Raw genomic sequence first — 14,690 nt, forward strand, 5'->3', positions numbered from 1 at the left:
ACAGAAAAATGAGTGGAACTTACTTGACTTTGAACTGATTGGCTTGAACTTGCAGGTCTTGAGACATCGCCAACAGTTCCTTAAATGATTGCGAGATTTCGACAGAATCTTTTGAGGTTTTCTGAGCAATCTCTGCGACCTCAGCAACGGTCAGCTTCATCGATTTAAACTGCTGCGTTTGTTCTTGTGTTGCGCCAGTGATGCTAGCCACAAGCTGACTGATTTGGTCGGTGGCTGCAACGATCGCATTCAGGTTTTGACGGGCCTCGCTGACCACGGTGGTTCCTGATGCAACTTGTTGAATGCCTGTCTCCATTGCGGTGGATACTTCGGCTGTATTTGCCTGAATTTCCTGCACCAGTTGCTCGATTTCGGTTGCCGCGTTGGCAGACTGACGGGCCAGCGATCGCACCTCATCAGCGACCACCACAAAGCCGCGTCCATATTCCCCCGCCCTCGTCGCTTCAATCGAAGCATTCAGTGCCAGCAGTTGAGTTTGAGTGGTGAAATTGCTAATCAGACTCACCACTTTAGAAATCTTCTGTGAAGATTCGCTCAGTCGCTTCAGTCGCTTATTCGTTTCTGCCACCGTCTCACGAATGTTTTGCATCTCATCTACGGTGCGATCCATTGCAGCATCACCCGCGAGAACAATTTGATTAGCCTGCTGTACAGCAACCTCTACCTGTTGGGCGCTTGCCTCCACTGCTTCTGTGGAACTGGCCACAAGCTGTACCCGCTCTAAAGTTTGACTCAGCGTTTGAAACTGGTGTTTTGCCTGGTTAGTCAGACTGGCGATCGAGGACTCACTGATCTGAGAAGTTTGGGCAACTTGTTGAGAGGCAATCTGCATTTGAGTCACAATCTGTCGCAGACTGCCCAGCGTGTTGTTGTAAGCATCGGCGATCGTGCCCACTTCATCCTCGGTCATGGGAGCGCGAACCGTCAGATCGCCATCCAACGCCGGACGAACTGCCGACAACAGTTGCATTACTTCTTGCTGAAGCTGCTCCTTTGCCATTTTTTCTCGCTGGGCGGCAGTGGCAAGCTGTTCTGTCTTTTGCTGCAATTGTTCCAGGTACTCCCCTTGCTGAATGGCGACGTTGAGCTGAGCCGCAATTCGTTTTGCAAAGTCGATTTCAGAGTCTTGCCATTCTCGTGGGCCGCTGCACTGGTGAATGCAGAATAGACCCCATAGTTCTTCTCCTTTGAGCAAAGGCACCACTAAATTTGCCCTGACCTGAAATTGAGAAAGGACTTCAATGTAACAGTCTGCTAGTCCTGCCTCGTAAATATCTGAAACTTTGCTTACCCAACCCTGCTTATACTTCCGTCCGAAGTTTTCGGTAAAACAATGATCGGTAACTTTAACAGAGAGTGCAGCGGTGTAAGCAGAACGAACGTCTTCTGCAACGGTTTTGCCATCCCGGCCGCCTGGGTCAAATTTGAAAATAGCGACTCGATCAGCGTTTAAGAAATTGCGGATTTCTCTAGCGGTTGTTTTAAAGGCTTGCTGAGTGTCGAGTGATTGCCGAATACGATCCACAATTTTGGTGACTAGCTGCTCTTGTTCGGCAACCTTTGCTAATTGCTCAGACTTTTGCTGTACTTGCTCCAGGTATTCCCCTTGCTGAATCGCCACGTTTAGCTGAGCTGCAATTCGCTTGGCAAATTCAATTTCAGAGTCTTGCCACTCTCGCGGACCGCTGCACTGGTGAATGGAGAACAATCCCCATAGTTCCTCTCCTTTGAGTAACGGCACGACTAGATTTGCTCTGACCTGAAATTGGGAAAGAACTTCAATGTAACAGTCTGCTAGACCTGCTTGATAGATATCTGGAATGGTGCTCACCCAGCCCTGTTTATACTTTCGGCCAAAGTTTTCGCTAAAACAATGATCGGTGACTTTAACAGAAAGTGCAGCCGTGTAGGCAGAATTAACATCTTCTGCAACAGTCCTGCCATCTCGACCATCTGGGTCAAACTTGAAGATGGCAACCCGATCAGCCTTTAAGAAATTGCGGATTTCTCGGGTGGTTGTTTTAAAGGCTTGCTGCATGTCAAGCGATCGCCGGATGCGGTTAACAACTTCTGTAATCAACCGCTCCTGCTCTGCAACCTTGCTTAATTGCTCTGATCGCTGCTGTAACTGCTCCAAATATTCTCCCTGTTGGAGTGCCAGCCCAATCTGTACACCTACTTGAGATAAGAGATTTACGTCCAGTTCATTCCAATGCCGAGAGTGGCTGTTTTGATAGGCTCCGATCAGCCCCCACAACTTTTTACCCTGGAAGATGGGAGCGATCGCATAAGCTTTTACCTCAAATTGCTCCAGCACCTCAATGTGGCATTCTGCATGTCCTGCTTGATAAATGTCATCTACCGCAAAGGTTTCATTGTTGCGATATCGTCCCCCCTGGGTTTCCTGAAGGTAACTATCCTCCCAAATGGTATTCATTTCTGGAGTCACCAATCTTACCCAGCCTTCAGCAACCGATTCCGCCACAAACTCACCGCCCCAATCTGGGTAAAAGCGATAAACAGCAATGCGATCGCTCTTTAACTGTTTGCGAAGCTCTCTCACCACAAAGTCTAAAAGACTGTCAGGCGAGTATTTTTCTTGAACTAGAGCCAGTCCAATTCTGGAAATGAGTTTGTTGTGGGCTACTCCTTGCTCTACCGATTCTGTAAGCTGTTGAGATTGGATTTGGAGCTGGTCTGTTTTTTCTTGCAGTCGCGCTAGATATTTCAATTGCGTCAACATCATGCTCAGCCGCTCACCTAAGACTAACAACAGTGCAGCTTCCTGCTCCTGCCATTGCCGAGGTGCAGTGTTTTGATAGATGGCGAGCAGTCCCCAAAGTTCGTTGCCTTCATAGATAGGAGCAATAAGATAGGCTTTAGCCTGATATTTTTCCAGCGTGTCTAGGTAGCAAGCGGAGAAACCAGCCTTGGAGATATCGTTGACTTGCTTCACATCCATCCGTTTTACATAGCTGCCGCCCTGAGTATCTTTGAGGATTTTGATATTGTCATTGGGCTGGGGGGGAGAACCCATCCGCTTTGTAGTGCAGCGATCGTGGTTGATGATATCGGCTGATCTGAGACTAGGATCTATTTCCTGTTCTTGAATCACCGAAATCCAGCCGGCCGCAACTGACTCAGCCACAAACTCACCGCTCCAGTCAGAATGAAATCGGTAAACGACTGCTCGATCGGCTCGGTAAAACAGTCTTAACTCCTGGCACAAGTTTGCAAGTGCTGTGTTGGTATCTGAGGAGGGCTGCGTTCTCTCTAGAATTTGGGCGAAAGCATCCTCTACCTTAACTTGTCGCCGTTGCTGTGCGTGTAGCGCTAAAGGCTGAAGGTGTAATTGAAGTTCAGTCCTGACTTGATGCAACACCAGCTTTTCGGTTTCACTCCAGGGGCGCAGAATCGCACATCGTTGGGCGACCAGCAGACCCCATACGCCGCCCCGTAGCAAAACAGGAAGGCTGAGGCTGCTCGCGACCTGAAACCGATCTAACAGTTGGCGCTGATGAGGCGTGAGATATTTTGCGCCGTTTTCGATCGCAATCATCTGCTGCTGCTGATAAAGGGTTGAGTGAGCTGCTCCAAAGGCGATCGCTGGCAACGCTTCATTAATAGTGGGAGTAAATCCTGAGACAATGGCTTCCGCCAAAACAGCACCATTGTTCTCATTGTGAAACTGGTAAACCAAAACCCGATCTAGCTGGAAGTATCGTTGAACTTCTGTCACCACGGTCATTAACAGAAGATCAATGGTTGCTGTTTGGCTCATCTGATTGGACAGGTTGAGCAGCCATTGAAGTACATCTTCTTCAGTCGTGTTAGTCATGGTGCCATTCACAACAGAGTTAGAAGTAGAACCAGATGCTGAGTTGGGGGGTAGCCCATTTGAAGGGTGAGCATCTAGAAATTGTTGAAATTGATCAAGTTTTTGCACGACTGGTTCTCCTTGCTGACTGGTGCGGATGATCTAAGATTGAGCTGCTAGCTTTTAACGAATAACTCATTGAGTTATTCAAAGTGATGCTGAGCGATCGCCAAAACATCTAAAACAGGAGTGCCACTATTTGGCAAAACCCCTAACACAAATGGCATTAACCCCGGCGAAAGCAAGCCTAATGTGGGTGCCTGGAGGTTTTCTAAGGAATGGAACTCAACCTCTTCAACCTGCATCACTAGCAGTCCTAATGCCTGTTCATCACTTTCAGTTACAACTACAAAGGGTGTTGCCGTCCCTTGTTTTCGCCAGGATAGGGAAGAAAGCCCCACCAAATGACTCACGTCAATTAGCCAAAGCATTTCTCCTCGCCAGTTACAAATGCCTAAGACACAATCAGGCATTTCAGGAATGGGCAAAATATCCTCTCCATTTACCCTGATTACTTCTGTTGTGTGTTTCAGCGGTAATAAGGCGCTATCTTGTAAACTCAAATGTACGCGGAGTAACCGCTCCCGGTTGTCCGGTGGCGGCAATTCGGGCGATAGAAAATCAAGACTCGCCGCTGCCAGCATTGAACTCACTGGCAGCTTTGGATCAAGTGAAGTTGCCATAAAATTTTGTTCTACGTCACACTGTCATTAACCGCTTTACGGTATGGATTAATTCATCTTGCTCAACAGGTTTAGGCATATAGGCATCTGCCCCAAGCAGCAAGCCCCAAAGTTTATCGACTTCAGTTCCTTTGGTTGAACAAATTACAACTGGAATTCCTTGCGTGTTGGCATTGGTTTTTAACTCACGACAGAATTCAAACCCGCTTTGTCCTGGCAAAATTACATCAATTAACACCAGATCAGGCTTATACAACTGAAGCTTAAGCCGAGCATCTTCACTAGACGCAACGCTGATTACCTCTAACCCTGCTTGTTTAAGAAATCGAGTGAGCACCTCGGTTTCTGTGCGACTATCTTCAACTAAAAGAACTGTACTCATGTGCCGTGTTTACAAAATAGAACTTATAAGTGGTATCTGCTTTTACCCTTGAATTGGCTTGCTTCTCCGGATACTTTCCTGCTTCCGGCTATTGGGCTGTAAAACTCTTCTTGCCATTGACCCAGCAGAGTCTTTTTAGGGAAGTTAGAGTTGCTTTACAGGGCTTCCCAATTTTTTTTGCCAATCAATCAGGTTTCTGTTTAACGTTTGAGGCTGAGGAGAAGGATGATCAGCCTGAACCGTTGGTAGATGCTCCAGCAAAGTTGTGAGTACTTTTTCAGATTCAATTGGTTTAGCAATAAAGCCAGTTGCATCCACCAGTTTGGCGCGTACTCGATCAACAATTCCATCTCGGCTAGTCACCATGATGATTGGGGTATTTTTAAGTGCCGAGACACGGCGAATCTGGGCACACACCTCATATCCATTGGTGACTGGCATAAGTAAGTCTAAAAAAATGAGATCAGGTTTCTGCTCAATCAGCGTTGGCAATGCCTGTAATGGGTCTTGAATATTGATGAATCGGTAGCCTGCTTTGAGCAAAATCTGTCCCATTGTGATTCGGTCAAAGCGGCTGTCATCAATGTAAACCACTAGAGGTTTTGCTGGCTCTTGCTGATTAGCTGTCGATGTAGAGGGAGCAGCACTAGAGTTAGGTAAGGCTGAAGTGTTAAAGTCCTCAACTTCAATTAGCCCCATGATGCCCCGGTTAACGTAGGGCATGATGGAACGGGTTAAAGATACCAAGGGCTGTTTTAGTCGAATTGCCAAATCTCGTAGAGTGCGATCGCCATCCACTAACGCAGTCACATTCTGATATGCCGCAGGTGAAGTATGTTGGCGTAACTCCTCTTTACTCCAAATAACAGGAGCTAGATTTGGAGAATATTGGTCGAAACCCGCCTGCTGCCACAGTTTCCAGTCGTGTGAAGCTTTGAGCCAAACCTGCTGAGCCGAAATGGGAATTTGCAGCAAATCTTGAAATTTAGGAGGAACCCGACGATAACTTAACTGGATCGGCAAGCGCTCAACCTGTTGCTGATCTTGCTGAAAAATATCAAACAAAATCTCAGTGACACAGCCCTCAATCGCACTCTCTAACTGCTTCTGTGGAATTTTTCCCTGCTTCAACAAATTTTGGATGGAGAAATAACTCCATTGCGGTTGGTCTAGCTTGCGCTCATAGGTAGCCTGCTTGAATTGGGGACAAGCTTGAGCCATTTGGCGATACCAGCATCGAACTGAATGCATCTCGCTAGCGGCTCCAACCAACTTTCCCGCATAAAAGAACAAACTCCACAGTGAGTTTGAGGCTTCTTTAATATCTAAATCTAGTCGTCCTGTAAACTGTTGCAGTTCACAGGATTGAATATGTTTAATCAATTCGCTGAGGTTTTCTATCTCACAAGTCTTTACAGGAGGTTCCAATGAGCTAATAGATGTTGGAGTAAGCATGGGAATGAGATATCCGATCCGATTGGTGTGCTGCGCGTCTTTAGGCAGATTTTGAAGAGGTTTAACTTTAAAACTGGTAGTCGAAGCAAATCCCTTCACTTCTATTGAGTTGAAGTGTCAGAGGCTGGTTTAAGAAATGATCCTGATCTCTCAATCTGAGAATGTAAGCTTTTGCTTTTAGCGCAATTCCTCAAGATCCCACTTGAGGGCTAAAAGCAGCATTTTGAGTTCAGGCAAGACTGTGTCTACCCTAGCCTGTGTCAAAAGAGAGTAAGGGAGGAGAGTCGTTTGGAGCGTCAAATTAGATGTTGTCAGGCTAACACTGGGTTCCCTTCTTACACGCAAATAAACTTCTACTGGTATTGGTAAAAACTATGCCAACTAGGACACCGCTTGAGACTAAAAAACGGTGCAGCTAAAACTGCGGTAGATAAATCTGTAGGTAGAACGAACTGAAATGAACCTGGTAGATGAAAATCAGTTCGGAAGGACAGCTCTGAACAATCTATAGAAACAGTCCATGCAACAACCTACTCTAATATGCAACACAACCTTGACTTTCTGCAACACAACTCTGACTTTCTGCAACACAGCTTTAATTTTCTGCACCCCTTAGAGCTTGTGCGTCGTTTGCTAGTACGTGTTTTTACTGTAGCTAGCACCTCAGAGCCTCGACGAGTTAGTGACCTTAGGTATTTTCACTGTAATGATCCATGATTGTCTTGCAGATGCAGTCCTGTCAAGCGCATAACTTGAAGTTCACAGAAGCTTATTGGTCAGTCTATATAGTCGTAAATCCAGCTTTTAGGACAGCTTTTAGGGCAGCTTGAAAAATCAGGCAAATCTCTCTAAATTAGCCACTAATCTGTGAAAATATCTTCCTGTAAGTTTCCTAGATCGTGATCCCACTCGATATTGGGCATTTGGTCAAACGCTTGACGAAGCGACGTTTCCCAAAGCTTGCGAATTTTGGCTAAGTACGGATCTCCAATTCGGAGCCGCAGCTGATGCTTAACATTAAAGCTGTTAGCAGCATAGCTAATGAGATTAATCGGTGGCCCAACCGAGATATTGGATTTCATGGTTGAGTCGATTGATAAAAGCGCACATTTTGTGGCGGCTTCTAGGGGCGTTTCAAAGGTTAAGGTGCGATCGAGAATCGGCTTTCCATACTTAGTTTCACCGATTTGCAGAAAAGGTGTTTCTCGAGCCGCCTGAACAAAATTGCCCTGGCTATAGATTAAATAGAGTGCTGGCTCTTCCCCTGGAAGTTGTCCGCCCAGGAGGCAGCTACAGTGATAGTCAATCTTGTCGCGCTCTAGCCACGAGCGGTCTTGCTCTTGCACTTGACGAATTTTAGCGCCTACGTAACGAGCCGTGTCAAATAGGGTAGGCAAACTGTGCAGGGTGTCCCCTTCCCCTAGTTTAAGGTCACGCCGCAGGGCATGGAGAACAGCCTGAGTCATCGACAGATTGCCAGACGTGCAGAGCAAAATCACCCGCTGGTCAGGTAAGGAAAAGTCAAATAGCTTTTGATAGGTAGAGATGTAGTCTACGCCCGCATTAGTGCGAGAGTCAGCAGCAATCACGAGTCCATGTTGAGTAATAATGCCCAGGCAATAGGTCATAGCCGTAGTTTGTTGTCCTCTGTAGTTGCTCGCTATGCTGATGCTCTATTCTGCTGGCTCTAGCGGGGGTAGAAACTTTTGAATCAAGCCAATAGTGACAGCAGGAATTTCGAGTTGGGGAGTTAGCCCAACATCAGTCAGCTGATGAAATTGAACCACAGTAGGATTCATTTCAGCTAGACGGCGACCAATTTCTGGACCCGTAAATTGAGATTTTTCACCCCAAAGGATTACGGTTGGCACGGTGAGCCGGGTCATGTATTCCGATAGGTCAAAGCACAGGTCGCCCCGCACAAAAGAAAGGGCGGCATATTCAGCATTGGGCTGGGTTGCTGACTCCAAGTATGCCTCGACAATTTCGTCAGAAATTCGCTCTGGGCGGGCAAATTGACGCTGTTCTAGAAAGCTGCGAATGCCAAAGCTGGTAGCGACTCCAGCAGTGTAAAACAGGCGATCGACTACAGGAATATTCACTAATTGAGTGAAGAAGCTGCGAGTGTAGTTTTCACCGAAGTCAGATAGCCCTGCGGCGGTAGTGAGGATGAGGGATTTGAACAATTCGGGACGGGCGATCGCCGCTCGGATCACAAAAGCAGCCGTCAAAGACGACGCAATCACCGTTGTCGGTCCACTGCACGTCTTTTCCATGAATTCAATCAGCGTGTTTACATAGTCCTCAACTTTATAGTCGCGGGCGGGATGGTCAGACTGCCCCCAGCCGATCAGGTCAGGTGCCAGGATGCGATATTGGGCGGCAAAGGCAGGATAAACCTTAGACCACTCATAGGAAGAAGAGCCGCCACCAAAGCCGTGAAAGAAGACGAGTGTAGGGACATCGGCATGGGGCACTTCTTGAGTCACCCAGGGCTGACCCTCAGCCGTGTAGTAGACCATCTTCCCCAATGAGGTCATGACAGAGTGTTGATAAAAGCCCGGTGGAATAAACATACGTACACCTCATTCACACGGATCAACCGATCAGGCTAGCGTGAGTTAGATAAAAGCACATCTACCATTTTGCAGCTTACCTTACCCCTTTCAAATTTGTGAGAATACAGGTTAAGAGGTGCTTCTTCTGGCTCTCTACTTCAGTCAATCTTAGAAATACTATGAGAGTCCTCGAAGCTCAACGTCTGCGAAAAACTTATCGATCTCAGGGCAAGGTGCTAGAAGCAGTTCAGGATGTTTCCCTGGAATTGTCGGTGGGTGAGGTTCTGGCATTTTTAGGGCCAAATGGAGCCGGAAAAACAACCACGATCAAGATGATTGCTGGGCTGATTTTGCCCGATCAGGGGTGGGTCAGCATTGCTGGACGCAATCCTCATCGCGACTCACGTGCCTTGCGATCGCTTGGTGCTGTTTTGGAGGGCAACCGCAACCTCTACTGGCGACTCACGCCCCAGGAAAATTTGGAATATTTTGGCGTGCTGCGCGGTCTAACTCGTCGTACTGCTCGGCAGCGTGGGCAAGAATTATTGGAACGATTTGGGCTAGCCGACAAAAGAAGTACGACCGTGCAAACGCTCTCACGCGGGATGCAGCAAAAACTGGCGATCGCCGTTTCCCTGATTCACGATCCGCAACTGTTGTTGTTGGATGAGCCCACTTTAGGACTGGATGTAGAAGCTACCCAAACCGTAAAACAGTTGATTCGTGAAATTGCTGCTGAGGGGCGAGCCATCTTACTCACCACGCATCAACTCGACATTGCAGAAGAACTTTCAGATCGGGTCGCAATTATCCAACAGGGCAAAATTGCAATTGAAGAACCTACTTCAGAACTGATTCGCCAGTTTTCAGGAACCGCTTATACCATTGAGTTAGAGCATCCTTTAGACTCAGAAAAAGTGAGTAAAGTGAAAGAGTTGGGTGGCACCTTTCAAGGACAGTTGATTTATGTGCGTGAGTCAGACGAGCTATATCAAATCCTTGATGTGCTGAAGCCTCTACCACTGGTCAGAGTCTACCGAGATCAAGCGAACTTGACGGATATTTTTCTAAAACTGGTGCGGGAGAAAACCCTTGGTTGAGCTATTTTTGGCAGAACTCAGGCGCAGTTGGATTCAACTGATTCGCTATTCTACAGAGGCAATTGGCGGCATCATTATCACAACCTCCATTTTTTATGGGCTCTTTCTCAGTGCCCAATATATTGCAGGACCAGGGCTTCAGTTTGGCGATCGCCTGGACGCCGTTGTAATTGGCTATGTCCTGTGGACACTAGTATTGTTTATCATGAGTGACATTGCTGGAGGTTTGCAAAATGAGGCGCAAACTGGAACTTTGGAGCAGCTTTTTCTCTCACCTTTTAATGCATCAAAGGTTTTTTTGGTGAGAGCGATCGCCAGTCTCACCATTCAAATCACACTTAATATCAGCATTTTACTCATCATCATTGCGATCACGGGCAGTCAGCTTTCCTTTCCGCCCAGTCTGCTATTACCCTTCATCACCGTGCTGCTAGGAGCCTACGGGCTAGCGTTTGCAATGGGGTCCCTAGCCCTATTGTTGAAGCGAGTCCAACAATTACTCGGTATTTTTCAATTTGCTTTGCTATTTTTACTATCCGTTCCTACTGAAACCTGGGTTGGGTCAGGCAGAATATTTGCGCTGCTGCTGCCGATGACACCCGGAGCAGGACTACTGCGAGATCTGATGGCGCGGGAATTGGGACTGAACTGGGGACAGTGGGCTATCGCCCTCGCTAATGGAGTCGTCTATTTTTCTCTGGGACTATTCCTCTTTCGTCAAGCCGAACGCGAGACCAAACGCAGAGGCAGACTGGGTGGATATTGAGACTTTGGCTGAGGCTTTTGTTCACAGTGCCAAAAAATTGCTTCGTCCGCAATCCAAATGGATGAAGTCTACTTGTATTGACCCCAACTCAGCGATCGCTCTCACTCACGCCAGGCTTCGCAGAACTTTTTCCATAACTTAAGCGGCTTATCCCAATTCAAAGACATAGTGAGTGTGAGGGTTTCCCTATCCATAGCCATACTCATGCTCACGATCAGGTACATGATTTAGTTGTTGCTTAGCGCGATCGCTTTAGGTAATGTGGCTGTTGGACTGGTGTTGGTGCTGGCGTTTAGTACAGGTTTAGCGATCGTGCTGACTGGATTGGAGTGATTGCTCGTTTACGCTAAGCGACTGTTAAAACAAGTTCTCGGTCAACTGCGATTGCTGAAAATATTACCCGTCGTAAGTGCGTTAAGCATTGTGCTAACTAGCGTTAGCATTTCCACACAAGCATTTATGCAAGTGATAGATTTTGAGTTTTGAGTTGTAAGTGAGTTCTCCAATTGTATCGAAGTAATCCTATGCTGAAGTTTTTGAGTTTGACAGGTGTTTTGACGGTTACTTTCTTATGGTTGGCGATCGCCTCTCTTACCTAGATTGCTGCTGGCGACACTCTTATTTTTCCATCGATCTCTCCGCTGTTGAGCGAATCTAACTTGGACGATACTTTCTTTTGCTACATATGAACCGAAGATGGCAGAATAATGAATTTAACCCGAATCTGTGCTACCCATCCCAACAGTCGCAGCATTAACTTAGAGAACAGCTTGGACGTGAACGGATGCTACGTTTTTGATGAGAATGTCCGTCCCTGTTTACCTATTCAATAAGTATTTAATAAGTAACCGTTTCTACGGCCTAACCGTGTTTGGGGTAACCTTTCATCTTAATGGAATCATAGACCTATCTTGGGCTTCAGGTAGAGGATATTTATCCCCGCCACGTTGAAACTGAATCTATACAAGATAGGAGAAAGCGTGTGCCATCTAGCAACAGTAAGCCTTTCAGAACGATGTTTCAAGATGTTGGGGGCGAACCCCGTCAGCACAGCTACTATCCAATTGAACTGGCAACACCCCAAGGAGTTGTTCATTGCCAATATTACCGAATAGAAGCAACTAAACAAGCTGCGATTTGGGTTGGTGGAATTGGTGGAAATTGGGATACCCCAGCACAAGGGCTTTATCCTCGGCTTTGTCAAGACTTAATGAGTGATGGCATTGCTGCACTACGCCTTCAGTTTCGCAACTCCACGCACCTGCAAGAGTCCGTTCTAGACGTGTTAGCGGGCATCAGTTATCTAGAGAATGAAGGAATTGAGGCGATCGCCTTAATTGGTCATTCTTTTGGCGGTGCGGTTGTGATTCAGGCAGCAGCTCAAGCAGAGGTGGTTCGCACGGTGGTGACTCTAGCAACACAATCCTACGGCACAGATTCTGTTTCAGCAATAGCAAGCCACTGCTCGCTATTGCTGCTGCATGGTACACACGATTCCGTTTTGTCGTCACTCTGCTCACGCTACGTCTACAACAGGGCACTTGAGCCTAAACGGCTGGTGCTTTACCCCAACGCAGGTCATGGATTAGATGAGGTTGCTGGAGAAGTGCACCAAACCATTCGGGCTTGGCTAAGCGAACAGATGGATCAAGATAGAATTTTTTGATCGTGGCTAAAGCGTTACGGTATAAGCATCGCGAATGCCTGGAACTTTGACGATTTCTGCCAAAATGCCTTCGGGCAGCGGGTCATCAATGCTTAGCACCATGACTGCATCACCTCTGACAATCTTGCGTCCAACCTGCATACTGGCAATGTTGACATTGAAGCTGCCTAGCAGAGAACCGATTTTACCGATGATTCCTGGCATGTCACGGTGCAGCGTAAACAGCATATAGCGGTTAGGCGGAACGTTGATCGGAAATTCGTCAATGCTGGTGATCCGAATTTCGCTATCGCCCAACAGCGCTCCCGTCACTGAATGTTCGCCGAGAGAGCCTTTAGCCATCAGGTGCAGCGATCCCGTATAGTCTTTGACCGCAGCATCCCGAGTTTCGATCACCCGAATTCCCCGTTCTTTTGCCTCAATGCTGGCGTTGACGTAGTTGACTCGCTCTTGCAGGGCGTGAGAGAGCAGTCCTTTCAGCGCAGCGACTACAACAGGTTGACTTTCACTGTTGGCTAACTCGCCTTGCAGCCTGACGTTGAATGACTCGACCCGTCCTCCTGTCAGTTGGCTAACCAGGTTGCCCAAGGTTTCCGCCAGTTGCAGGTAAGGACGCAGTTTTTCCAACAAGTCGGGTCGTAGACCAGGGATGTTAACCGCAGAACGAGCGGGCAATCCTAACAGCACATCACGGATTTGCTCGGCGACATCAATGGCGACGTTGACCTGAGCTTCTTCGGTGGATGCACCCAAGTGCGGAGTCAGGATGACCTCTTTACCCAGCGATCGCAAAGGAGAATCACCCAGCGGCTCTGTCTCGTACACATCCAGCGCAGCCCCAGCAATTTTGCCCTGCTCGATCGCCTCTGCTAATGCCTGCTCGTCAATAATGCCGCCTCTGGCACAGTTGATAATTCGAGCGGTAGGCTTCATTTTTGCCAGAGACTCACTGTTAATCAAGTGATAGGTTTCTGGCGTTTTGGGCAAGTGCAGCGTGATGTAGTCCGATTCCTGGAACAGCAAGTCTAGCTCAACTAACTGGCAGCCAATTTGGTCGGCGCGTTCGGTAGAGAGAAACGGATCGAAGGCCAGCAGGCGCATTCCCATCGAACGGGCGATCGCCGCCACATGAGAGCCAATTTTGCCTAGCCCTACGATCCCCAATGTTTTCTTATAAACTTCTACCCCTGTGAAGCTTTTGCGATCCCACTTGCCGCTTTTAACGGACTGGTTAGCATCGGGAATATGCCGCGACATCGACAGCATCATTGCCACCGCATGTTCGGCTGCGGCAACCGTGTTTCCTTCGGGCGAGTTGACGACAACAATACCGCGACGGGTCGCCGCAGGCACGTCAACATTGTCAACCCCAACGCCCGCACGTCCGATAATTTTGAGCTGCGTCCCAGCCTCAATCACCTCTTGCGTCACACGGGTGCCAGAGCGGATCATGAGTGCGTCATAGTCTGGAATGATCTGAACCAGCTCTTCTACTGGTAGACCTGTTTTGACATCGACCTGGGCAACTTGAGAGAGAATATCGATTCCAACTTGGTCAATTGGATCTGAGACGAGAACCTTTGGCATGATCGGCAGGCGAGTTCAACAAGAGTGTCTGAGCAATGAGCTGGAAAATTGGTATGGGGAAGTCAACACCGTTGCTTGCACCCTAGCCATCAATTCAGATTTTCCACAGAAGGTCATTCTACTGCAAAGGTGGGACGGCCCTCTCAAGCAACTAAAAAATTTTGGCTTTCCCAAAAATTTCAGGAAGGTAACTTGTTATAACGTTTCTCTCAAAAGAGGCTATAGGTGGAGGGGCATCCTGCTCTGTGGGATGCCCCTCCACCTATAGCCCTAATTTTAGGAATTGGTGTTAGTTGTGATGAAGATCTCACCAAGAAGGGCGTTGAAGTCACTTCTATTTCTCTAAATAGGCACGATAACGAATAATATCCTGATCAGAGAATTCGTCATGGCACGCTCCCTTAGCTACAAAGCTGTCTCCGTTATTCAGGCGATCGCTATCACCGCGGCGATTGCAGTGATTTCAGGGCAGATTCAGCTTGACTTTGCAGGCATTAACGAAGTTTTGTCCAATTCATCCTTCCGTATCCAAATTCCCCTTCTAAATAAAGGTTAGAACTTAGCCAAAATCAAACCCAATGTTGACTGGGTTTGG

11 protein-coding genes are annotated in these 14,690 nt (G+C 47.6%); 4 read left to right on the top strand and 7 right to left on the bottom strand.

The features are described 5' to 3' along the window. Positions 1–19: 19 nt before the first annotated feature. The 6 genes from H6G00_RS06975 to H6G00_RS07000 form a co-directional block, all read right to left on the bottom strand. Positions 20–3,967: a GAF domain-containing protein gene (locus H6G00_RS06975; RefSeq protein ID WP_190796192.1), complete on the bottom strand. Its 3,948-nt coding sequence runs from the start codon at positions 3,965–3,967 to the stop codon at positions 20–22. Positions 3,968–4,041: 74 nt separating this feature from the next. Then, entirely contained in the window at positions 4,042–4,581 is a 540-nt protein-coding gene (locus tag H6G00_RS06980) for a chemotaxis protein CheW (RefSeq protein WP_190796193.1), read from the bottom strand. Between the two features lie 16 nt (positions 4,582–4,597). Beyond that, positions 4,598–4,963: a response regulator gene (locus tag H6G00_RS06985; RefSeq protein ID WP_190644752.1), complete on the bottom strand. Its 366-nt coding sequence runs from the start codon at positions 4,961–4,963 to the stop codon at positions 4,598–4,600. Between the two features lie 144 nt (positions 4,964–5,107). Then, positions 5,108–6,418, bottom strand: a complete 1,311-nt coding sequence (locus H6G00_RS06990; RefSeq protein WP_190796194.1) for a response regulator — start codon at positions 6,416–6,418, stop codon at positions 5,108–5,110. Positions 6,419–7,278: 860 nt separating this feature from the next. Then, positions 7,279–8,046 (bottom strand): proteasome-type protease, encoded by a 768-nt coding sequence (locus H6G00_RS06995; RefSeq protein ID WP_190796195.1) that lies wholly within the window; start codon positions 8,044–8,046, stop codon positions 7,279–7,281. A gap of 45 nt (positions 8,047–8,091) precedes the next feature. After that, the gene (locus H6G00_RS07000) at positions 8,092–8,994 is read right to left on the bottom strand and encodes an alpha/beta hydrolase (RefSeq protein WP_190796196.1); all 903 of its coding nucleotides are present in this window, start codon (positions 8,992–8,994) and stop codon (positions 8,092–8,094) included. 161 nt (positions 8,995–9,155) lie between these two features. Here H6G00_RS07000 and H6G00_RS07005 point away from each other — a divergent pair, with 161 nt between their 5' ends. The 3 genes from H6G00_RS07005 (at position 9,156) to H6G00_RS07015 (ending at position 12,508) form a co-directional block, all read left to right on the top strand. Then, entirely contained in the window at positions 9,156–10,076 is a 921-nt protein-coding gene (locus tag H6G00_RS07005) for an ABC transporter ATP-binding protein (RefSeq protein WP_190644756.1), read from the top strand. Continuing rightward, on the top strand, positions 10,069–10,842 hold the full coding sequence (locus tag H6G00_RS07010) for an ABC transporter permease (protein WP_190679240.1): 774 nt from the start codon (positions 10,069–10,071) through the stop codon (positions 10,840–10,842). Before H6G00_RS07005 ends, H6G00_RS07010 begins: the two co-directional genes overlap by 8 nt. Positions 10,843–11,857: 1,015 nt before the next feature. Next, complete coding sequence (locus tag H6G00_RS07015) at positions 11,858–12,508, top strand: dienelactone hydrolase family protein (RefSeq protein ID WP_190796197.1); 651 nt, start codon at positions 11,858–11,860, stop codon at positions 12,506–12,508. A gap of 6 nt (positions 12,509–12,514) precedes the next feature. Here H6G00_RS07015 and serA read toward each other — a convergent pair whose 3' ends face one another. Continuing rightward, the gene (serA, locus tag H6G00_RS07020) at positions 12,515–14,095 is read right to left on the bottom strand and encodes a phosphoglycerate dehydrogenase (protein ID WP_190679237.1); all 1,581 of its coding nucleotides are present in this window, start codon (positions 14,093–14,095) and stop codon (positions 12,515–12,517) included. 388 nt (positions 14,096–14,483) lie between these two features. Here serA and H6G00_RS07025 point away from each other — a divergent pair, with 388 nt between their 5' ends. Next, the gene (locus tag H6G00_RS07025; protein ID WP_190644760.1) at positions 14,484–14,651 is read left to right on the top strand and encodes a hypothetical protein; all 168 of its coding nucleotides are present in this window, start codon (positions 14,484–14,486) and stop codon (positions 14,649–14,651) included. Positions 14,652–14,690: the final 39 nt, after the last annotated feature.

This window comes from Leptolyngbya sp. FACHB-541, assembly GCF_014695875.1.
Lineage (GTDB): Bacteria > Cyanobacteriota > Cyanobacteriia > Elainellales > Elainellaceae > JAAUTN01.